General features: G+C 62.0%; 20 protein-coding genes. 2 read left to right on the top strand and 18 right to left on the bottom strand.

Translation table 11 applies throughout. The features are described from left to right. Window positions 1–53 precede the first annotated feature (53 nt). From nusB to AS189_RS10390, 14 genes are all read right to left on the bottom strand, one after another. The gene (nusB, locus tag AS189_RS10455) at window positions 54–503 is read right to left on the bottom strand and encodes a transcription antitermination factor NusB (RefSeq protein ID WP_062288441.1); all 450 of its coding nucleotides are present in this window, start codon (window positions 501–503) and stop codon (window positions 54–56) included. Beyond that, window positions 503–1,066 carry an elongation factor P gene (efp, locus tag AS189_RS10450; protein WP_062288437.1) on the bottom strand — a complete coding sequence of 188 codons (564 nt, stop codon included), beginning with the start codon at window positions 1,064–1,066 and terminating at the stop codon, window positions 503–505. The genes nusB and efp overlap by 1 nt, the downstream gene beginning before the upstream one ends. 260 nt (window positions 1,067–1,326) lie before the next feature. Then, window positions 1,327–1,827: a tetratricopeptide repeat protein gene (locus AS189_RS10445; protein ID WP_062288434.1), complete on the bottom strand. Its 501-nt coding sequence runs from the start codon at window positions 1,825–1,827 to the stop codon at window positions 1,327–1,329. A 1-nt stretch (window position 1,828) separates the two neighbouring features. Next, a complete protein-coding gene (gene aroB / locus AS189_RS10440; protein ID WP_062293407.1) occupies window positions 1,829–2,932 on the bottom strand; it encodes a 3-dehydroquinate synthase in 1,104 nt (367 codons plus the stop codon). Between the two features lie 9 nt (window positions 2,933–2,941). Next, the gene (locus tag AS189_RS10435) at window positions 2,942–3,514 is read right to left on the bottom strand and encodes a shikimate kinase (RefSeq protein WP_062288431.1); all 573 of its coding nucleotides are present in this window, start codon (window positions 3,512–3,514) and stop codon (window positions 2,942–2,944) included. Then, window positions 3,514–4,713, bottom strand: a complete 1,200-nt coding sequence (aroC, locus tag AS189_RS10430) for a chorismate synthase (protein WP_062288428.1) — start codon at window positions 4,711–4,713, stop codon at window positions 3,514–3,516. Before aroC ends, AS189_RS10435 begins: the two co-directional genes overlap by 1 nt. Window positions 4,714–4,718: 5 nt before the next feature. After that, window positions 4,719–5,657 carry a shikimate dehydrogenase family protein gene (locus AS189_RS10425; RefSeq protein WP_237759817.1) on the bottom strand — a complete coding sequence of 313 codons (939 nt, stop codon included), beginning with the start codon at window positions 5,655–5,657 and terminating at the stop codon, window positions 4,719–4,721. Then, the gene (gene mltG / locus AS189_RS10420; RefSeq protein WP_082634221.1) at window positions 5,658–7,007 is read right to left on the bottom strand and encodes an endolytic transglycosylase MltG; all 1,350 of its coding nucleotides are present in this window, start codon (window positions 7,005–7,007) and stop codon (window positions 5,658–5,660) included. Beyond that, a complete protein-coding gene (ruvX, locus tag AS189_RS10415; RefSeq protein WP_062288421.1) occupies window positions 7,004–7,624 on the bottom strand; it encodes a Holliday junction resolvase RuvX in 621 nt (206 codons plus the stop codon). Before ruvX ends, mltG begins: the two co-directional genes overlap by 4 nt. Beyond that, window positions 7,602–10,283, bottom strand: a complete 2,682-nt coding sequence (alaS, locus tag AS189_RS10410; protein WP_062288418.1) for an alanine--tRNA ligase — start codon at window positions 10,281–10,283, stop codon at window positions 7,602–7,604. Before alaS ends, ruvX begins: the two co-directional genes overlap by 23 nt. 115 nt (window positions 10,284–10,398) lie before the next feature. After that, the gene (locus AS189_RS10405) at window positions 10,399–10,635 is read right to left on the bottom strand and encodes a hypothetical protein (protein WP_062288415.1); all 237 of its coding nucleotides are present in this window, start codon (window positions 10,633–10,635) and stop codon (window positions 10,399–10,401) included. Window positions 10,636–10,662: 27 nt separating this feature from the next. Further along, window positions 10,663–11,037, bottom strand: a complete 375-nt coding sequence (locus AS189_RS10400; RefSeq protein ID WP_062288412.1) for a DUF948 domain-containing protein — start codon at window positions 11,035–11,037, stop codon at window positions 10,663–10,665. A 204-nt stretch (window positions 11,038–11,241) separates the two neighbouring features. Continuing rightward, window positions 11,242–11,868 carry a 30S ribosomal protein S4 gene (rpsD, locus tag AS189_RS10395; protein ID WP_062288410.1) on the bottom strand — a complete coding sequence of 209 codons (627 nt, stop codon included), beginning with the start codon at window positions 11,866–11,868 and terminating at the stop codon, window positions 11,242–11,244. 284 nt (window positions 11,869–12,152) lie between these two features. Continuing rightward, window positions 12,153–13,610 (bottom strand): replication-associated recombination protein A, encoded by a 1,458-nt coding sequence (locus AS189_RS10390; RefSeq protein ID WP_062288408.1) that lies wholly within the window; start codon window positions 13,608–13,610, stop codon window positions 12,153–12,155. A gap of 31 nt (window positions 13,611–13,641) precedes the next feature. Between AS189_RS10390 and AS189_RS10385 the strand changes: the two genes are divergently transcribed. Next, a complete protein-coding gene (locus AS189_RS10385) occupies window positions 13,642–14,250 on the top strand; it encodes an acVLRF1 family peptidyl-tRNA hydrolase (protein WP_062288405.1) in 609 nt (202 codons plus the stop codon). A 55-nt stretch (window positions 14,251–14,305) separates the two neighbouring features. Here AS189_RS10385 and AS189_RS10380 read toward each other — a convergent pair whose 3' ends face one another. After that, window positions 14,306–15,130 carry a GNAT family N-acetyltransferase gene (locus tag AS189_RS10380; RefSeq protein WP_062288402.1) on the bottom strand — a complete coding sequence of 275 codons (825 nt, stop codon included), beginning with the start codon at window positions 15,128–15,130 and terminating at the stop codon, window positions 14,306–14,308. Window positions 15,131–15,275: 145 nt separating this feature from the next. Between AS189_RS10380 and AS189_RS10375 the strand changes: the two genes are divergently transcribed. After that, window positions 15,276–15,890 carry an RraA family protein gene (locus tag AS189_RS10375; protein WP_062288399.1) on the top strand — a complete coding sequence of 205 codons (615 nt, stop codon included), beginning with the start codon at window positions 15,276–15,278 and terminating at the stop codon, window positions 15,888–15,890. Window positions 15,891–15,924: 34 nt separating this feature from the next. Here the strand turns inward: AS189_RS10375 and AS189_RS10370 are convergent, their stop codons facing one another. The 3 genes from AS189_RS10370 to hisS form a co-directional block, all read right to left on the bottom strand. Further along, window positions 15,925–16,164 carry a hypothetical protein gene (locus AS189_RS10370; protein ID WP_062288396.1) on the bottom strand — a complete coding sequence of 80 codons (240 nt, stop codon included), beginning with the start codon at window positions 16,162–16,164 and terminating at the stop codon, window positions 15,925–15,927. 211 nt (window positions 16,165–16,375) lie between these two features. Then, a complete protein-coding gene (aspS, locus tag AS189_RS10365; RefSeq protein WP_082634220.1) occupies window positions 16,376–18,178 on the bottom strand; it encodes an aspartate--tRNA ligase in 1,803 nt (600 codons plus the stop codon). A gap of 206 nt (window positions 18,179–18,384) precedes the next feature. Continuing rightward, the gene (hisS, locus tag AS189_RS10360; protein ID WP_062288390.1) at window positions 18,385–19,731 is read right to left on the bottom strand and encodes a histidine--tRNA ligase; all 1,347 of its coding nucleotides are present in this window, start codon (window positions 19,729–19,731) and stop codon (window positions 18,385–18,387) included. Window positions 19,732–19,943 lie beyond the last annotated feature (212 nt).

Below are 19,943 nucleotides of genomic sequence, written 5' to 3'. Positions count from 1 at the left end.
TTCGCGGTGTACCCGAGCCTAGGCTGCGGGTCATTTGCTTAGGAGCTAAGCGCTTAAGCCAAGAGTGTCGGCTTGATCTGCTGGAGACGTCCCAGCAGACCGTTGATGAACTGAGGCGATTCATCTGTGGAGAGAATCTTGGCCAGCTCAACGGCTTCGCTCACGGCAACGCCGTCGGGGACGTCGTCGTTGTAGAGCAGTTCCCAGGTGCCAATGCGCAGGATAATCCTGTCCACGGCCGGCATACGCTCAAGCGTCCAGCCCTGAGAGTACGTCTGCAGGAATTCGTCAATGCTCTCAGCCATAGCCGTGACGCCTTCGACCACTTCAACCGTGTAGAGGTTGATGATCTGGTCTGCGATTTCACGCCGGGCCGTCAAGGCGGACATGGCGCTAACTTCACGCTGCTCAGCCTCGAACAAGATGTCCAAGGCGCGGCGACGCGCCTTGCTACGTGCCGAATTCGGTTTGCCCGAGGGATTGTTGTCTTTAGTGCTTGCCACTACTCGCTGACACGTCCCAAGTAGCTGCCGTCGCGAGTGTCAACCTTGACCAGGGTGTTGTTGTCAACGAACAACGGAACCTGGATCTCCAAGCCGGTCTCAACGGTTGCGGGCTTGGTGCCAGCAGAGGAGCGGTCGCCCTGCAGGCCGGGCTCGGTGTACGTGATGCGCAGCTGTACCGACGGCGGCAGCTCGATGTAGAGCGGGTTGCCTTCGTGCAAAGCGATAGTCACGTTCAGGTTTTCCAACATGAAATTGGAGGCTTCGCCAACCGTCTTCGCCAGCACAGTGATCTGGTCGTAGTTGTCATTGTCCATGAATACGTAGTCTTCGCCGTCCTGGTACAGGTACTGGAAGTCGGAGCGATCAACAGTGGCGGTTTCAATCTTCAAGCCAGCGTTGAAGGTCTTATCGACTACCTTGCCGGAGAGAATGTTGCGCATCTTGGTGCGAACGAATGCGCCACCCTTGCCCGGCTTGACGTGCTGGAACTCAATGACGTTCCACAATTGGCCCTCAAGCTTGAGAACGGTTCCGTTCTTAATGTCGTTAGTCGTTGCCACAGTTGCCTCTTAGCGTATAAGTATTATCAAAAATCCATTGTCAATACTACCGCATGCCCAGACATCGCGCCGCATGATTCCGCCCACTATGAGAAGTACGACGCCGGCCTGCCGCCAGTGAGGTGATAGAGCGTTCGCGAATATTGCCCAAAAGGTGATCGAGCGTTGCCGAAAACACCCCAAAAGGTGATCGAGCGTTCGCGAATATTGCCCGAAAGGTGATGAAGCGTTGTAGGACTGGGCCCACGGGAGTGGGGAGCTTAGGAGCGTTCGGCTAGATCCAGTGCCCGCTTGAGGGAGACCGTGGCTGAGTAGATGGCCGAGGCGTCGGATCCCGAGGCTACCCGCAACTCCAGCGCGGTGGCGAACGTCTTGGCAGCCGTTTCAAATGCGCCGCTGCTGAAATGCACCTTGCCCAGCTGCTGGAACACCCACGGTTCCATGGGAGTGCCGGCAACTTCGGGCAGCAGGGCGCGAAGGATCCGCTCGGCCCTGTCGTAGTGTTTGCTGGCGCGCAGAATCTCGGCGTCCAGAACCTGCAGGCGCACCGAGCCCGGATCGCTCAGGCGCGCGTCGGCCGCCGCATCGGCAGCCTCGGCAATCAGCCCTCGAGCCAGCAGCACAAATACCGCATCCGCAGCGTCATTGGATTCCGCCAGGGCCTGCGTGCACGATTCTTCGTCCACCACCTCGGGTATCAGCGTCATGGGGTTGACGGCGGTGCCCGGGAATCCGGCGGAGGGCCAATCTTTCAATCCCATGTCAGGACGCTATTTCTTGGTAGGCGGCAAAGAGCAGGGATTGGTCGGGAACGTCGAGGATGCCGGGGCGGCCAATGCCGTCGAGCACCACAAAGCGCAGCAGATCGCCACGGGACTTCTTGTCCCGCTTCATGCCATCCAGCAGTGCCTGCCAGCGGTCGCGCCGGTAACTCAGGGGCAGACCCAGCAAGTCAAGGATGGTGCGGTGCCGGTCAGCATCCGCATCGCTGAGGCGTCCCACGCTGCGGGCCAGTTCGGCCGCAAACATCATGCCGACGGCAACAGCGGCACCATGACGCCAGGAATACCGTTCCGTGAGCTCAATGGCGTGCCCCAGGGTGTGTCCGTAGTTCAAGATTTCCCGCAGGCCGGTTTCCTTCAGATCCTCGGAGACAACCTTGGCCTTGACGCTGATGGAGCGTTCAATGAGTTCACGGAGCACGTCTGAGCGCGGATCCGTCACAGCTTCCGGGTTAGCTTCGACCAGATCGAGGATAGCGGGGTCTGCAATGAAACCGCACTTGACCACCTCAGCCATGCCGGAGATGAGTTCATTGCGCGGCAGCGTGTCCAGGGTGTCCAGATCGACCAGGACACCTGCCGGCGGGTAGAACGTGCCCACCAGGTTCTTGCCCTCGGCGGTGTTGATACCGTTCTTGCCACCTACGGCGGCGTCCACCATGCCCAGCAGTGAGGTGGGCATGGTGACGAGCTTGACCCCGCGCAGCCACGTTGCTGCCACGAAACCGGCGACGTCTGTTACGGCGCCACCGCCCACAGCCACCACGGCGTCGGAACGGGTGAAATCATTCTTACCCAGCACTTCCCAGCAGAAGGAAGCCACCTGAATGTGCTTACCTTCTTCGGCGTCGGGGATCTCGGCCGTGAGTGCCGTGAAGCCTGCGGCCTCCAGCTCGTCACGTACGGCGTCACCTGTCATGCGCAGCGCACGGGGGTGGATCACCAAAACCTTTTTGACCCGCTCACCTAGGAGTTCCGGAAGGTGGGCCAGCAGTCCACGGCCCACTACGACGTCGTAGTTGTCCTGCGGCAAGACGCCGGTGACCTTGATGACAGTGTTCGGTGCTGCGGGAGTGTTCTGAATATTCACGGTTTAAGAATTCTCTTTCCTTGATTCTGTTTCCAGCAGGTGGATCAGCCGCTCAACAAGCTGCGGCACATTGGAGTCGCCAACATCAAGAGTGATGTCGGCCAGTCTGGCGTATACGGGGCCGCGGACGGCCGCGAGGCGTTCCCACGTGGCAACGGGATCCGCCGCCAGGAGGGGCCGGCCGGTACTGCGGGTAATGCGCTCCCGGACGGTGTCCAGTTCTGCGCGCAGGAAAACTACTGTGGTGCGGGCCAGCAACTGTTGGGTTCCGGAGTCCAGGACGGCGCCGCCGCCCAAGGACAGGACCACGGGTGCCGGGGCCGGCGCGTCCAGGACATCGGCGATGGCCTTGGCTTCCAGCTGCCGGAAATGATGCTCACCTTTGGCGGCAAAAATCCGCGGAATGGTCCCGTGTTTGGCCACAATCTTGTGATCGGAGTCCACGAAGCTCAGGCCCAGCACGCGGGCAAGTTCGGCACCAATGACCGACTTGCCCACGGCCATGGGCCCAATCATGACAATGGGACGTTGGGGCGTAAAGTCCGGCACCCCAACCGGATCCCGGCCCCTAATCATCAGCGGCCTTGAGTATCCAGATTGGCAGGAATGGCTGCCAGGTAGCTGTCCATGTTCCGTTTGGTCTCCGTGATGGAGTCCCCGCCAAACTTCTCGACGAGAGCTTCGGCCAGAACCAGAGCCGTCATGGCTTCAGCCACCACGCCCGCCGCCGGAACGGCACAGACGTCAGAGCGCTGGTGGTGTGCCTTGGCGGGTTCACCCGTGGCCACGTCAATGGTCTTCAGGGCGCGCGGCACGGTGGCGATGGGCTTCATGGCAGCGCGGACCCGCAGGACGTCGCCCATGCTCATGCCACCCTCGATCCCGCCTGCGCGGTTGGAGGTGCGGATGATGCGCCCGGAATCATCGCGGACAATTTCATCGTGTGCGGCCGATCCGCGGCGGGCTGCCGTAGCAAAGCCGTCGCCTACTTCCACACCCTTGATGGCCTGGATGCCCATCAGGGCACCGGCCAGGCGGGAGTCCAGACGGCGGTCCCAATGAACGTAGCTTCCCAGTCCGGGAGGCAGGTTGTAGGCGAGCACCTCAACCACACCGCCGAGCGTTTCACCCTGCTTCTGGGCGGCGTCCACCTCTTCCACCATGGCGGCGGAGGTGGCTGCGTCAAAGCAGCGCAGCGGATCGGCGTCCAGGGCAACAACATCGGCAAGGACCGGCAGCGCCGCGGTTTCCGGTGACGCTACGCCGGCAATTTGCACGGTGTGGCTGACCAGCTCCACGCCAACGGCGGCCAGCATCTGTGCAGCAACCGCACCAAGGGCCACCCGGGTGGCGGTTTCGCGGGCACTGGCACGTTCCAGTACGGGGCGGGCCTCATCGAAGGCGTACTTCTGCATCCCGGTGAAATCAGCATGCCCGGGGCGCGGGCGCGTCAACGGCGCGTTACGGGCCTGGCCGTCAAGCTCAGCGGCATCCACGGGGTCAGCAGACATGATCTGCTCCCACTTGGGCCACTCGGAGTTGGCGATCTGGATGGCGACGGGGCCACCCTGAGTCAGACCGTGGCGGACACCGCCCAAAATGGTGACCACGTCCTGCTCAAACTTCATGCGGGCGCCGCGGCCATAGCCTAGACGACGGCGCGCAAGGGCGTCCCGGATGTGGGCGCTCGTGAGCTCCACACCGGCGGGGACGCCTTCAATAATTCCAACAAGAGCCGGGCCATGTGATTCTCCGGCGGTCAACCAACGCAACATACTCTCTATCCTGCCATGTTCTGCTCATGGGAATCGCGCCTGTGGACGCCAATTGCGTCGCACATCACATTGATGACGTCCCTGACTTGCACTGTGTCCAGTTCGCCGAACCCTCCGGCCGCTGAAAACAGCTTGACTTGTTCAACACCTTGATACAAAAGCATTTCGATTCCAGCCACAACAGTTCCGCCGGCTCCCTCCCATGCCTGACCCAAGGCGCTGGGCCACGGATCATAGGCAACATCCAGCAACAGCGCGCCCGCAACGTCGTTTCCGGCGGCCGCAAACTCTTCTGCGAGGGCGTCGGCTCCGTGGGGCGGCAGCGTGGAGATGACTACGTCATAGCCGGCAAGTTTTGCTGCTGCACCGTCAAAAGATTCAAGCACGACGGCGGCACCGAGAGTCGCCGCCACCTCGAGAGTCCCAGCGGACTTCTCCAAGTTACGGACAAACACCGTGATCTCCACGGCTTGAAGATGCGCCAGTGCGGCAATGGCTGAGACCGCGGTCCCACCGCCACCCAAGATGGCTGCCCGGGGCCGCTCCCCCACGCCTGCGTGGCGCAGAGAGTTATAGATCCCAGCCACGTCGGTGTTGTCCCCCAAAAGGTGAGCATGTCCGGCGTCGTCCGTGGTGATCACAATGGTGTTCACGGCCCCCAAGGCCGCCGCCACGGGTGTCAGGGTGTCCATGAGGTCCACGGCCGCATTCTTCAGCGGCATGGTCACGGACAGCCCGAACCAGCTGCCATGGGCACGCACCTGATCCAGGAAAGCGGCCAACTGCGGCACCTGCAGATCATAGGCGGTGTAGGCGAATGGTGCACCCAGCACCGTGTACGCGGCGTTATGCATGGCCGGCGACTGCGAGTGCCCAATCGGGTGCCCCAGAACCGCTCCCCGACGAATATCAGGCAGCGGTTCCGGTAGGGGAAGAGAGCGCACTTAGTCGCACGCCCCTGCATTGGCATCGCACCAGGCAACATACTTGGCGACGTTGACTTGGTGTTCGGCAAAGGTAGCCGCGTACAGCGTCTCGCCGGTCTTCAGGTTGACAGTCACCCAGAAGTAGTACGGGTTCTTCTCCGGGTGGGCAGCGGCAATAATGGCTTTCACGGCCGGTGAACCAATGGGACCCACAGGAAGCCCCGGGTTAGCGAAGGTGTTGTACAGATTAGACGTATCAGCCTTCTGCGCGGCGGTGATGTTGTAGGTTTTCAACCCCAACCCGTAGGCGACGGTTGCATCGGATTCCAAGCGTCCCCCGGTTTCACCGTTGGGGTTGTTGATGCGGTTTTCAATGGCGCCGGAAATCTTGGCGTAGTTCGCCTCATTGCCTTCAAATTCAATGATGCTGGCAACCGTCAGGATGCGGAACTGCTCCACGGGATCGGTGACGCCGGTTTCGGTGAGCGCCTTCATGGTTTTCCCGACCATTTCGCTCAGGATTTGTTTGGCATCGTATTCCAGCGGGAAGCGGTACTCCCCCGGAGCCAGGTAGCCTTCCAGGTTTTTAGCCTTGGCAGGGAGCCCGAACAGTGCCGGCTGGTTGGCCAGTTTTGTGAACTCGGCCACGGGGATTCCGGTGCTCTTGGCCAGTTCGGCCAGGACTTCGTTGATGCGCAGGTTCTGCGGCACGGCGGCATAGTGCACCTTGGAATCGCTGACAGCCAGCAAGATGGCAACAGCGTCAGAAGCCTTCATTTGATTCTTCATGGTGAAGTCGCCTGGCTGCAAGGAAGCCGAGCCATCCGCGGCGCTGAGCGCGTCGAGGAAGGACTGCTCACTGGCTACCACGTCATTGGCTTTGAGATCGCTGGCCACAGTGCGTCCCGTGGCACCTGCCGGCACCACAATCTTCACAGTTCCGGTACCGGGACCCGGATAGTCGGGCACGGAGAATCCGCCCAGCATGGGCTTTACAGCTTGGACGGCAAAGAACACGACAGCACCAAACAGGACCAAGATGACCAGGAAGACAGCCGTGCGACGGCGCTTACGAACCCGTTTGGAGACCCTGCTGTTGCGGCGCGAGGGCAGAGGGGCCGCTTCGGCTTCTACGTGCTCAGCTTCTACGTGCTCTGCGTCGACATGTTCGAAGGACGGGTGCTGCCCATGCTCCTCGTAGTGTTCATAATCTGAATGACCCGTGTAGGCGGTGTCTTCACTGCCGTCGGGCCAGTACGTTTCGCCAGCGGCTTGCTCATCGTCGTACTGCGCGGGCTCACTAGACTGCTGACCGAACTGCGCATCGGAGCTGCGGCGCCCTGACCGGTCCCGGAAAAGATCACTCATGGCGCCTCATGCATGTCGACGGGCGCATTACTAGAGCTGATAATGGTTAATCCCTCTTCGTCTTCAGGTGAATCGGCAGTCCCCACAACGCCTGATTTGACTGCGCGCACGAGCTCCCCGACATCGGAATTGCGCGCTTTTTGCATATCTAAGGCATGCTGCAATATTTCAACGGCCGCCACTTGATCTACTACTTTACGGTGTTCACGGCTATCCAGACCAGCTTGGCGCAGCGCTTGATGGGCACTAACAGTGGTCAAGCGCTCGTCCACAAGCCGCACCGGGACATTCTGACCCGCGGCCGCCAGCATATTTGCAAGATGCTGGGCATAGCCACGAGCCATGTGCGCCGAGGCCTTTTCCTCACCCTTCATGGTGCGAGGCAGGCCCACAAAGATTTGCTGTGCGCCGCGGGTGGTGGCCTCTTTGACCACCACTTTAATGTCACTGTTCTTCTTTGTGTCCCGGCTCAGGGTCTTCACGGGTGTGGCCAGAATTCCGTCGGGGTCACAGCTTGCCAACCCCACCCGAACCATCCCTACATCCACACCAAGTTTGACCCCTTGCGGGTAATTCTGCTCCGTCACAAAAACCCTAGGATCGATTCGCCACGGCATCGCTGACGGCAGCCAGTGCGGCGCCGATAGCGTTGACGTCCTGGCCGCCGCCCTGAGCCATGTCCGGCTTACCACCGCCGCCACCACCCAAGATGCCCGAGGCCAGCTTGACCAGGTTGCCGGCCTTGACGCCTGCCTCGCGGGCGGCCTCGTTGGTGACCACCAAGATGATGGGGCGGCCATTGCTGGCACCTGCCACGGCAATGGTCGACGGCGCTGAGCCGAGACGATCGCGCAGGTCAAGGGCCAGCCCGCGCAGATCATCAGCACTGCTGACTTCACCGGCATCGTGAGCAATCACCCGAACTCCGTTGGCGTCCACAGCGGAGCCCACCAGTGTGGCCGCGGCGGCGCTGAGCTGTTCCTTGCGGAGCTGCTCCAACTGCTTTTCCGCATTCTTGAGCTTCAATAGGGTTGCGGAGACGCGTTCCGCCAGCAAATTGGAGGGAACCTTGAGCATGTCGGTCAGCGAGCTGACCAGGGCGCGCTCGGCGGCCAAATGGCGGAAGGAATCCAGACCAACAAAGGCTTCAACACGGCGGTTTCCGGAACCAACTGACTGCTCACCGAGCAGGGTCAGGGAGCCGATGCGAGAGGTGCTTGCCACATGGGTGCCACCGCAGAGCTCACGGGACCAGGCGCCGTCGATCTCTACAACGCGCACCTCGGAACCGTAGTTCTCGCCGAACAGTGCCATTGCGCCTAGGGCCTTGGCGGCGTCCAGGTCCATGACCTTGGTGTCCACGCGGTAGTTGTTGCGGATGGCGATGTTGGCCACTTCTTCAATTTCCGAGCGCGTTGCCGTGCTCAGGCCTTCTCCCCAGGCAAAGTCAAAGCGCAGGTAGCCGGCTTTGTTGTAGGAGCCACGCTGGGTGGCTTCCGGGCCGAGGATCTGGTGCAGGGCGGCGTGCACAATGTGCGTACCGGTGTGCGCCTGTTCGGCGGCGTGGCGGCGTTCCCGGTCCACGGCGGCACGCACCAAGGCGTCGGCTGGCAGTTCGCCTTCGCGCACAATGGCCTTGTGGACGCTCAGGCCCTTGATGGGCTTCTGAACATCCAGCACCTCGACAACGAAGCCGTCACCGGTGATGAGGCCGGTATCTGCACTCTGGCCACCTGCCTCAGCGTAAAACGGGGTGGCGTCCAGAACTAGCGAGATTTCATCGCCGGTTGAGGCGTGCTGCACCGAGACGCCGTTAGCCAGGATGGAGCGCACACGGCCCTCACCTTCCAGCTCGGTGTAACCGGTAAACACCGTCTCGCCCTGAGCCAGCAGCTCGTGGAAGACGGAAAGGTCGGCGTGGCCGCTCTTCTTGGACTTGGCATCCTTCTGGGCACGCTGGCGCTGCTCGAGCATGAGGGCACGGAAGCCGGCCTCATCCACGGCCAGCCCAGCTTCGCCAGCCATTTCCAGGGTCAGATCGATCGGGAAACCGTAGGTGTCATGCAACGCGAACGCCTCAGTGGCAGAGAGGTTGCTGTTGGCAGCCTTGGATTCCTTGACGGCTTCTTCCAAACGGGCGGTGCCGCTGGCGATGGTGCGCAGGAAGGATTTCTCTTCGGCGTAAGCAATACGTGAGATCCGGGCGAAGTCAGTCTCAACCTCGGGGTAAGCGCCCTTCATGGCGTCACGGGACACTGGCAGCAGCTCCGGCAACACAGCGGTTTCCACACCGAGGAGGCGCATGGAGCGCACGGCACGGCGGATCAGGCGGCGCAGCACATAGCCGCGGCCTTCGTTGGAGGGGGTGACGCCGTCGGAAATCAACATCAAGGCTGAACGGATGTGGTCGGCGACAACGCGCATGCGGACATCGTCAATGTGGTGCGGATCTGCCGGGTCCTCGGTGGAGGTGTACTCCTTGCCGGACAGCTCTGCGGCCTTGTCCAGGACGGGGCGGACCTGATCGGTCTCGTACATGTTCTCCACGCCTTGGAGAATCATGGCCAAACGCTCCAGGCCCAGGCCCGTGTCGATGTTCTTGTTGGGCAGCTCGCCTACCACGTCAAAGTCAACCTTGGAGGTGACGTTGTCAATCTGGTACTGCATGAACACGAGGTTCCAGATTTCAATGTAACGGGTTTCATCGGCGATGGGCCCGCCCTCAACACCGTACTCGGCGCCGCGGTCATAGAAGATCTCCGAGCACGGGCCGGCCGGGCCGGGCTGGCCCGTGGACCAGTAGTTGTCTTCCTTGCCAATGCGCTGGATGCGCTCCTCGGGGAAGCCCACTTTGTCGCGCCAGATTTCCAGGGCCTCGTCGTCTTCCTCGTACACCGTGACCCACAGCCGATCGGCTGGGAGGCCGAAGCCGCCGTCGGCTATTGAGCTTGTCAGCAGTTCCCAGGCGTAGGGAATGGCGGTTTCCTTGAAGTAATCTCCAAAGGAGAAGTTACCGCACATCTGGAAGAACGTGCCGTGCCGGACCGTCTTGCCCACTTCTTCAATGTCGCCGGTGCGGATGCACTTTTGCACGCTGGTGGCGCGCTTGAACGGCGGCACCTCGCGGGCTGTCAGGTAGGGAATGAAGGGAACCATGCCTGCCACCGTGAAGAGCAGTGACGGGTCGGAGGACACCAGTGAGGCCGAGGGCACGGGGGTGTGTGACTTGCTGGCGAAAAAATCTACCCAGCGGCGTGCAATGTCGTGCGATTTCATTAGCCTGGTGGCTCCTTCATAGTTCTATCGGGCAAAAAACTTTGATTCGCTGGCGTTGGACGCGCAGCGCGGGGTGGCCGGGCACCTGCCGGCCAGTTGGTGCATCAGCTGTGGATCAGCGGCGGGTGGTGGCGGAGGGATCCGTGTCCACACCGAGGGCGATCCGCAAGTCACTTTCACGTTCATTCATGTTCTCACGGAGAGCATCGGCGAAGTCGTGAACGGCGTCGCTCATTGCCCCTACTGCACGGTTGAGACCTGCTGGTCCCAGCGCGCCCTTGGCTGCTGTGATTTTTCGGGCTGCGATGACGCCAACGGTGATGCCGACGCCGAGCCAAAAGATTTTCTTCATGGGTGTTTGTCCTTGGAAGGGCTTCGCTTAGCGGCTGCGCCGTGCGCGCGTGGGTTTCCCGCGGCCGGCAAAGGCTTGGCGGACGCCGTAGGAGAAGGCGGCAACCTTGATCAATGGTGAACCGATGGTTGCGGCCACGAGAGCGGAGAGCGCCGAGATGTTGGCGGTGGCGTCGGAGACGTTATTGGAAATCCCATCCACCTTGCCCAGCTGGGTGTTGGTGGTGGCAACCGTGGCGGTGACCTCATCGATGAGCGGCGTGGTGCCGTCACCAATCTGTTTGATGGTCACGCGAATCTCATCAAACACCTTGCCCAATTTGAGGATGGGCACTGCCAGCAGCGCCACTAGGATGGCAAAGACTCCTGCCGCTATCAGTCCTGCAATGTCGCCACCGCTCATATGCGTGCCGCCTCAATTCGTTGACTCGTCTGTGACTCGTTTGGCCGATGCGCTCTGGCCGGGGCCGGAAACAACATCTTTCCCCAAAGTACCTTAGTCCAAAAGTGGGCTTGGGTGGGTACAAAACAGCCCGCGGCGGAGGCCACGGGCTGTTTTGTGTTTCAAGCTGCGAATGAATCGAGCTCTACTCAATGCTAAGAAGATTTAGCGTGAGTAGAATTCAACAACCAGCTGCTCTTCACAGGTTACGGGAACCTCGACACGCTTGGGCTTGCGAACCAGGCGAGCCTGCAGGCTCTCCAACTTCACATCCAAGTAAGCCGGGACGGCGGGGAGCACGTCGCGGTGAGCGCCGGCTGCAGCGAGCTGCAACGGAACCATGGTCTGGCTGCGCGGGTGCACGTGGATCAGCTGACCCTCGGCAACGCGGAACGACGGGCGGTCCACGCGGGCGCCGTCAACCATGATGTGGCGGTGAACAACCAGCTGGCGAGCCTGAGCGGTGGTGCGGGCGAAGCCTGCACGCAGAACCAAGGCGTCCAAACGGCTTTCCAAGATCTCAACCAGGTTCTCACCGGTCATGCCCTTGGTGCGCTTGGCTTCTTCGAAGGCACGGGTCAGCTGTGCTTCGCGGATACCGTACTGGGCGCGCAGACGCTGCTTTTCGCGCAAGCGTACGGCGTAGTCGCTGTCCTGCTTCTTGCGGGCGCGGCCGTGCTCACCGGGGCCGTACGGGCGGCGCTCGAGGTACTTAGCTGCCTTCGGGGTCAGAGCAATGCCGAGGGCTCGCGAAAGGCGAGCCTGACGGCGGGCACGTGTGTTGTTAGCCACTTGTGTCCTTCCAATATTTGCAATAAGTATTTGTCTGGCCTCCATTGTGGAGAGCTGGGGCTACTGCGGCCCTTCGCTACAGCACCTGGGCATGGACAACATTTCCTTGAAAAGGCCATGAGCACTGTAAATACACGGCAAAAAGCCGTACAAACCGTACGTGGATGTTGTGCATGGAGCCAGAGCTTGCCAGTGCGGGTTTAACTCTACCACTTCAGGGCAGGACAGACGTCGAGACGAGTTCCTTGAGCGCTGGGCTCAGCCCTGCTTCTGGGCCTTTGCCGTCAGCTCTTTTTGGGTGGGGTGCTACTTGACGAGCCGCGAATGATCTCCCGCAACCTGGTGAGTCGTGGACCCAGATCGCGTTCATGCCCGTTGGCCGTTGGCGTGTAGTAGTTCTTTCCCACCAGGTCATCCGGCGGGTATTGCTGCGTGGCGATGGAGTGCGGGGCATCGTGGGCGTAAATGTAGCCCTTGCCGTGTCCCAGTCCGGCGGAACCGGCATAGTGGGCGTCGCGCAGCGGCGCCGGCACCATGGTGCCCTTGCCGGCTCGCACATCGGCGATAGCTGCGTTAATGCCGTTGTAGGAGGCATTGGACTTTGGCGCCGTGGCCACATGCACCACGGCCTCGGCCAGGATGATCCGGGCCTCCGGCATGCCGATCAACGCCACAGCCTGGGCGGCAGCCACAGCAGTTTGCAAAGCTGTGGGATCGGCCATTCCCACGTCCTCGGCAGCAGAAATCATGATGCGGCGGCTGATGAAGCGAGGGTCCTCCCCCGCCTCCAGCATCCGGGCAAGGTAATGCAAAGCGGCGTCAACGTCTGAGCCGCGTACGGATTTAATAAAGGCACTGATGATGTCATAGTGCTGATCACCCGCCCTGTCATAGCGCACGGCGGCCGCGTCTATGGCGCGTTCGGCTATGGCCAAATCAATCACCACGGGTTCATCCCCGGCATCCGTTGCCAGCTCCGACAACGCCACGCCAGCAGCAGCCTCGAGGGTGGTCAGGCCGCGGCGGGCGTCGCCAGCGGCCAGCCGAACCAGATGGTCCAGGGCGTCATCGGTCACGGTCACGAGCTTGTCCAGCCCTCGCGGATCTTCCACGGCCCGTTCCAGCAGGTCCTGGATATCGGCGTTGGTCAGTGGCTGGAGCGTGAGCAAGATGGAGCGGGAGAGCAGCGGCGCCACCACGGAGAAGGACGGGTTCTCCGTGGTGGCAGCGATCAGCACCACCCAGCGGTTCTCCACGCCCGGCAGCAACGCATCTTGCTGTGCCTTGTTGAAGCGGTGGATCTCATCGAGGAACAACACGGTGGTGCGCCCGTGCAGATCCCTGTCATTCAGCGCCTGATCCATGACCCGGCGCACGTCCTTGACCCCAGCGGTGATGGCGGAGAGTTCAACAAACTTCCGCCCCGGACCACGGGCAATGACATGGGCTAGCGTGGTTTTCCCTGTTCCCGGAGGGCCCCACAACATGACGGAGGCAGGCCCTGCCGCTCCCCCGGCGCTGCCGCCGGCGGCCAACATTTGCAACGGCGAGCCAGGACCCAGCAGGTGCTGTTGGCCCACCACTTCATCGAGGCTGCGGGGCCGCATGCGCACGGCTAGAGGGCTGCGTGGGCGCGACGCCGGCTCGGCACTGCCGCCGCCAAAGGACCCGCCGCCCAAGGCGAGGGTGCCGTCGTCGTCCGCGTCATCGTCCCCGCGAAGGGCACTAAAGAGGTCACTCACTCTCCTAGGCTATCCCCGGTAGTCTGGCAGCGTGAACTCAGCCCAACGCACTGCCCATGTCCACGCCGACCGCTTGAGCGGGTGGGTGGATCGCTTCGCCGCTTCCCACCGGGGATTGGCGTCCACCACAGACACGGACGACGGCGTGCTGCTGGCCATGCGCGACGGCGCCACCGCACTGCTCTGCGCACCGTGGCCCGACGATGGCAGGCCCGGCCGAGGCGCCGGGAGCCTGGAACGTCTGGTCTCACTCGCGGCTCAGGAACGCCGCTTGGCTCTTGTGCTGGTGCGGCGCGGCGGCTACGCGGTGGGTATTGCCGTGGGCGGGAAACTGGTGGCACACAAGGTTGGTACGGCGGGCTCGCGTTCTCGCGGCGCCGATTCTGGGGCGGCCATGGTGCAGCGTGCGGCTGCCGAGGCCGCGAAGGTTTTTTCGGGCCAGAGCTTTGAATATTTGGCCACGGGCGGGGACAAGCCTTTGGTTGAATCGGTCCTGGCGACGCCTACGCTCCGGGATGTTGCTCAACGCTCGCGGTTGGCCCCGCTGGCCGTGGCGGACCCCAACATGGCCGTACTGACCAAGGCCGCCGGCGATTTTTGCGCCGTCCGGATCACCATCACCGATCCCGCGGGGAGCTGACTGCGGCGAATTTCCAGCGGACGTAGTGGTGTCACGGACCTGTGCAGCCCATGTCTCAGCAGGCTCCCAAGGCTCGGCGCAGCGGCGCTTGGCGGTAGTGGTAGCGGCCCTGTTCGGTGAATCCGGCACGAGCGTAAAGCTCCTGGGCACCTGAGTTGGCAGCTGTCACCATGAGCCAGTAGCTGTGCAAGCCCCTGTCCGCACCGGCCGTTGTCAGGGCACCCAGAATTTCCGTGGCGATGCCGCGGCGGCGAGCTTGGGGATGGACGGCCATGGAGTACACCCCACCCCAACCTTCGGAGCCTGCTACGTTCGGCATGGCGAGGCGACCTGTGCCGACAGCAACACCCTGATCATCATGGGCCGTGGCATACAGCGCCGGTGCGGCGATAAGAATGCTGTGCGCTATAGCCATTTCCTGCGGTCCGCCGCGGCCGTCAACGCTCCACCACAGTTCCAACCAGTCCTGCGTGGGGGCATCGCTCATGGTGATGGTGCTCTTTGCCGGTAGCGGATTTGTGGCCTCGACTGCTGAGGCGCGTGCAGCCGTGGGTCCTGCCGTGGCGGTCATGATGAGTGTCTGCGACTGCTTGCTATAGGACTGCTGATCGAGCAACGCTTCCAGACCCGCATTTTCAGCACGGTGGCTCAGCTGAAAAATCACCGGTTGGCGGCGGTCGGCGTACCAACGCGTCGTGGACCGCAGCGCAGCTGCACTATCGCTGGGCGCTGACACGGGCCACACCGAGTTGGCTCGTTGAGTGACACCGCCGGCAGAGCGCAGGTGCCAACCGTCCAGGTCTTCTGCATCCGGGGCCGGCCACGCAGCGTTCATGAGCTGCTCCAAATGGTCAAGGTGTCCGGCTGCCGCAATTGTCATGGCAACAGCTTAACGGCAACTGAGCCCCAGCCCTCCGCTCTACCCTGCGCTCTAACTCTGGGCTCTACCCTGGGGCGGGGCACGCCCATGGCGAGGACCCGTAGGATCTCATACACGAGACTCCGCGTTCCCGGAAGGAAGCACAATGAACGATTCAACGCACTTCATTTCTCCCACAGCCATCGCCGAACACGTCAGCCGATCACAGGTCCTGTCCCCTGACATTCGCCCCCTGTGGGATGGCGCTCGGCTGAGCGGGCCAGCCTATACGGTCCGGTGCGCCCCCGGCGATAATCTGATGCTCCATGCGGCGATCCACCGGGCCCCGGCCGGGTCGGTGCTCGTGGTCGATGGCGGTGATGCTTCCCACGCGATCGCAGGAGGCAACGTCTGTGCTGTGGCGCACCGGCGCGGGATCGCCGGCTTGATAGTTGACGGCGCCATCCGTGACGTGCAGGAAATCCGTGATCTGGGATTTCCGGTCTTTGCCCGTGCCGTAGTGCCTAAACCTGGCCTGAAAGCCATAGTCCTGCCGTTGCAGCAACCCGTAAACTGCGGCGGAGTCCTGGTGCATGCTGGCGACTTCCTCGTAGCGGATGAGGAAGGGATCGTTGCCGTGCCGGCGAAAATCCTCGAATCAGTGCTTAAGGCCGTCTCTGACAAGGCTCAGGCAGAACAAGCCCAAACACTTGATGAATGGGAAGCGGAACACGATGAGAAGATCACCTCGATCCTCCGAGCAGCCGGAGTGGATTGGTAGCACGCAACACCTCCGTGCGCAAGCTGCCAGAAGGTCAGAGCATCATGTGTGCCAGTTCCGTTGCGAAGCCTTGGCCTTGGCCTTGGGCGTCAAAAACAAAACGATATCCCAGGTTCCAAAAGATGTCCTGCTTGGCGGAGGAGCCACCGTACCCGATGATGCTCTGATCACTGGGATTCTTGACCACCCACGGACCCAGCTCATCACGGTCCCACACGTCATCACGGTCCCACACGGCAATAAACTGGCTCACGATCACCTGGGTCTGTTCCATAGCGTCATGCCGCAGGCTGGGGAAGTGTCTCCAGCCTGCGGGGATCGCTGTAGATCTGGTGCAAGCCCTCGGCGTCTTCGGTACATGGCCGGTGCTGAACACTGCGCCCTCGCAAGCCATCGCTTGGGTGAGGGATCCGCCGTCGTTCGTGAAAAACAAAATGCCTGCCTCCCCGCTAACGGGAAGGCAGGCATTTTAGACACACACAAAACTACTTGGCGTCGGTGTCGCCCTTGGCTTCGGGGTCAGCTTTCTTGGCCTCCGGCTTGAAGTCAACGCCGGCTTCCTTGCGCTGCTGTGCCGTGATCGGGGCCGGAGCCTCAGTCATGGGATCGTAACCGCCGCCGGACTTCGGGAACGCAATGACGTCGCGGATGGAGTCAACACCGGCCAGCAATGACACGGCACGGTCCCAGCCAATGGCGATGCCACCATGCGGCGGGGCGCCGAACTTGAAGCCGTCCAGCAAGAAGCCGAACTTCTCGTCGGCCTCGGCCTCGGAGATGCCCATGACACCGAAGACGCGCTCCTGCACATCGCGGCGGTGGATACGGATGGAACCGCCGCCAATTTCGTTACCGTTGCAGACAATGTCGTAGGCGTAAGCCAAGGCCTCGCCCGGATCGGTGTCGAAGGTGTCCATGAACTCAGGCTTGGGTGAGGTGAACGCGTGGTGCACGGCCGTCCAGGCGCTGTGTCCCAGGGCCACATCGCCGGAGCCAACGGCAACGCTGGTGGGCTCGAACATGGGAGCGTCAACAACCCACACGAACGCCCAATCCTTCGGGTTGATCAGGCCGGTGCGGTGACCGATCTCAACACGAGCGGCACCCAGCAGTGCACGGGAAGGGGCAACCTCGCCGGCGGCGAAGAAGATGGCGTCGCCGGTCTTGGCGCCAACAGCTTCGGCCAGGCCGGCACGCTCGGTGTCGGTCAAGTTCTTGGCAACCGGGCCGGTGAGCTCGCCCTCTTCCTTGATCAGGACATAGGCCAGGCCCTTGGCGCCGCGCTGCTTGGCCCATTCCTGCCAAGCGTCCAGCTGGCGGCGAGGCTGGGAGGCTCCGCCGGGCATGACAACGGCGCCCACGTAGGGAGCCTTGAAGACGCCGAAGTCGGTGTCCTTGAAGAATTCGGTCAGGTCGCTCAGTTCCAGGCCGAAGCGCAGATCCGGCTTGTCGGAGCCGAAGCGGGCCATGGCGTCGCGGTACGTCATGCGCTGGATCGGCATCGGGATCTCAACGTCGATCAGCTTCCACAACTCGGCGACAACCTTTTCGCCCAAGGCGATGATGTCATCCTGGTCAACGAAGCTGGCTTCGATGTCGAGCTGGGTGAACTCGGGCTGGCGGTCCGCACGGAAATCTTCGTCGCGGTAGCAGCGGGCTATCTGGTAGTACTTCTCGAAGCCACCCACCTGCAGGAGTTGCTTGAACAACTGCGGGGACTGCGGCAGTGCGTACCAGGAACCGGGAGCCAGACGTGCCGGCACCACGAAGTCGCGGGCACCCTCAGGGGTGGAGCGGGTCAGTGTGGGGGTTTCAATCTCGATGTAACCCTGATCGTGCAGCAAGTTGCGGGCAACACGGTTGGCTTCGGAGCGCAGGCGCATGTTGCGCTGCATGCCCGGGCGGCGCAGGTCCAGGTAGCGGTGCTTCAGGCGTGCTTCCTCACCCACCTCAACATGGTCATCCACCTGGAACGGCAACGGGGCCGCTTCGTTCAGGACGATAACCTCATCGGCCATGACTTCGATCTCACCTGTGGCGAGAGCCGCGTTTTCGTTGCCTTCCGGGCGGCGAGAGACCGTTCCGGTGATCTGCAAAACAAATTCGTTACGCAATGCGTGGAAGATTTCTTCCTCACGCACCACAATCTGTGCCACACCGGATGCGTCACGCAGGTCCAAGAAAGCCACTCCGCCGTGATCACGGCGACGGGCAACCCAGCCCGAAAGCGTGACGGTTTGGCCAATATGTTCAGCCCGCAAGGAGCCTAGGTCATGTGTGCGCAGCACAACATTCCTTTCAATGGTGGTTAACAGCCCGCGATTCCGGGCCGCACAAGTGTTTGATATGAAGTTTACCGGTGATTGAGTATCCCCGTGGTCGAGTGGGCTCTGCCACCCAGTGGTCCTGCATCGATCCGTGAGAAATGGCTGTTATCCGCCCACCATAACGACCACTTCTCACGGATCGATGCAGCGAAGCCGAGAATCGAGCCTTACGCCACGATGATCTGCGGGGTCAGGTCGATGGCGGGCGGCATCCACGTGGCGGGGTCCGCTTCGACCTGGTCGCCGGAGCGAATGTCCTTGACCTGGTGCGCACCGGACTCGTCGGTGAACCAGACATAGGGAATGCCGCGCTTGTCCGCGTACTTGATCTGCTTGCCGAACTTATCCGCCTTGGCGGCAACTTCCGTGGAGATTCCGCGGGCGCGCAGGGCAGTTGCCACATCCTGGGCATCTCCCCAGCTGTCCTCATCAACCAAGGTCACCAGCACGGCCGTGGGGACGGAGCGTGAGGCCTTGGCGAATTCCTGGCTGAGGATCCGTGCCACGAGGCGGGTGACGCCAATGGACAGCCCAACACCGGGGAACTTGCGGTTGCCCTTGGAGGCCAAGGCGTCGTAGCGACCGCCGGAGCAGATGGAACCCAACTGCTCATGGCCCACCAGCACAGTCTCGTAAACAGTGCCCGTGTAGTAATCCAAACCACGGGCAATGGAGAGATCTGCCACAACGGAGCCGGGTGCACTCTTGACGGCCGCAGAAATGACCTGCTCGAGCTCGTTCAGGCCCTCTTCCATGAGCTCGTCGGTGACGCCCAGTGCGCGCACAGCAGCCACGAAGGAAGTGTCTTCCGTGCGGATGGAGGCCAGAGCCAGAGCCTTGGCAGCCTGCTCATCGGTAGCACCGAGCTCATTCTTGAGCAGTTCGGCAACCCGTTCCGCGCCAATCTTCTCCAGCTTGTCGATGCTGCGCAGCACACCAGCGGTATCGGTCAGGCCGATGCCGCGGTAGAAACCCTCGGCCAGCTTGCGGTTGTTGATGCGCAGCTTGAAGGCGGGGATCGGCAGGGCCGAGAGCGCCTCGGCGATGACCAGCGCAAGTTCCACGTCATAGCGGAAGGGCAGGACGCCGTCGGCCACTACATCAATGTCCGCCTGCGTGAATTCGCGGGCGCGGCCCTCCTGGGGACGCTCGCCGCGCCACACCTTCTGGATCTGGTACCGGCGGAACGGGAAGGACAGGTAGCCGGCGTTTTCCACAACGTAGCGGGCAAAGGGCACCGTCAGATCGAAGTGCAGGGCCAGCGCGTTGGGATCGTCCTTGGAGGCCACGGCGGTGTTTCCGTCGTCGTCCTGCAGCCGGGAGAGCCCGTACACTTCCTTGTCGATCTCCCCCTTGCGCAGAAGATGGCCAACGGTTTCTACAGCCCGCGTTTCAATGGAGCTGAATCCGTGCAGCTCGAAGGTGCGGCGCAAAGTGTCCAGCACATGCGCCTCCACCAGGCGCTCCTCGGGAAGCCACTCGGGAAAACCGGACAAGGAGGCGTTGCGTGCCATGGGTGTTGCTCTCCTAACATGCACCGGGTCCACAAAGTTGCTCGCAGGACCCGGCGGGGCGGGTAAACGTAACGGTGCGCCGCGGCCATGTCATGCTCACCAGTGGGCGTGCATTACATGGGTAAACTGGCACCGGCTGCCATTTTATAAGGTTTGGCAGCACACCCCTAACCTACCCGGCCGCGACAGCGCCGCGTGAACAGAGAAGTTCC

This window comes from Arthrobacter alpinus (assembly GCF_001445575.1).
Taxonomy (GTDB): domain Bacteria; phylum Actinomycetota; class Actinomycetes; order Actinomycetales; family Micrococcaceae; genus Specibacter; species Specibacter alpinus_C.
Note: the sequence above shows the minus strand (reverse complement) of the source record. Positions and strands in the feature narration are given on the sequence as shown.

Bases quoted from the DNA above. Each gene is read 5' to 3' on its own strand.
- AS189_RS10445 (WP_062288434.1), bottom strand. From the start codon at position 1,827: ATGGGATTGAAAGATTGGCCCTCCGCCGGATTCCCGGGCACCGCCGTC.
- AS189_RS10435 (WP_062288431.1), bottom strand. From the start codon at position 3,514: ATGATTAGGGGCCGGGATCCGGTTGGGGTGCCGGACTTTACGCCCCAA.
- aroC (WP_062288428.1), bottom strand. From the start codon at position 4,713: ATGTTGCGTTGGTTGACCGCCGGAGAATCACATGGCCCGGCTCTTGTT.
- mltG (WP_082634221.1), bottom strand. From the start codon at position 7,007: ATGAGTGATCTTTTCCGGGACCGGTCAGGGCGCCGCAGCTCCGATGCG.
- ruvX (WP_062288421.1), bottom strand. From the start codon at position 7,624: ATGCCGTGGCGAATCGATCCTAGGGTTTTTGTGACGGAGCAGAATTAC.
- alaS (WP_062288418.1), bottom strand. From the start codon at position 10,283: ATGAAATCGCACGACATTGCACGCCGCTGGGTAGATTTTTTCGCCAGC.
- AS189_RS10405 (WP_062288415.1), bottom strand. From the start codon at position 10,635: ATGAAGAAAATCTTTTGGCTCGGCGTCGGCATCACCGTTGGCGTCATC.
- AS189_RS10400 (WP_062288412.1), bottom strand. From the start codon at position 11,037: ATGAGCGGTGGCGACATTGCAGGACTGATAGCGGCAGGAGTCTTTGCC.
- AS189_RS10380 (WP_062288402.1), bottom strand. From the start codon at position 15,130: ATGACAATTGCGGCAGCCGGACACCTTGACCATTTGGAGCAGCTCATG.
- AS189_RS10375 (WP_062288399.1), top strand. From the start codon at position 15,276: ATGAACGATTCAACGCACTTCATTTCTCCCACAGCCATCGCCGAACAC.
- AS189_RS10370 (WP_062288396.1), bottom strand. From the start codon at position 16,164: ATGGAACAGACCCAGGTGATCGTGAGCCAGTTTATTGCCGTGTGGGAC.
- hisS (WP_062288390.1), bottom strand. From the start codon at position 19,731: ATGGCACGCAACGCCTCCTTGTCCGGTTTTCCCGAGTGGCTTCCCGAG.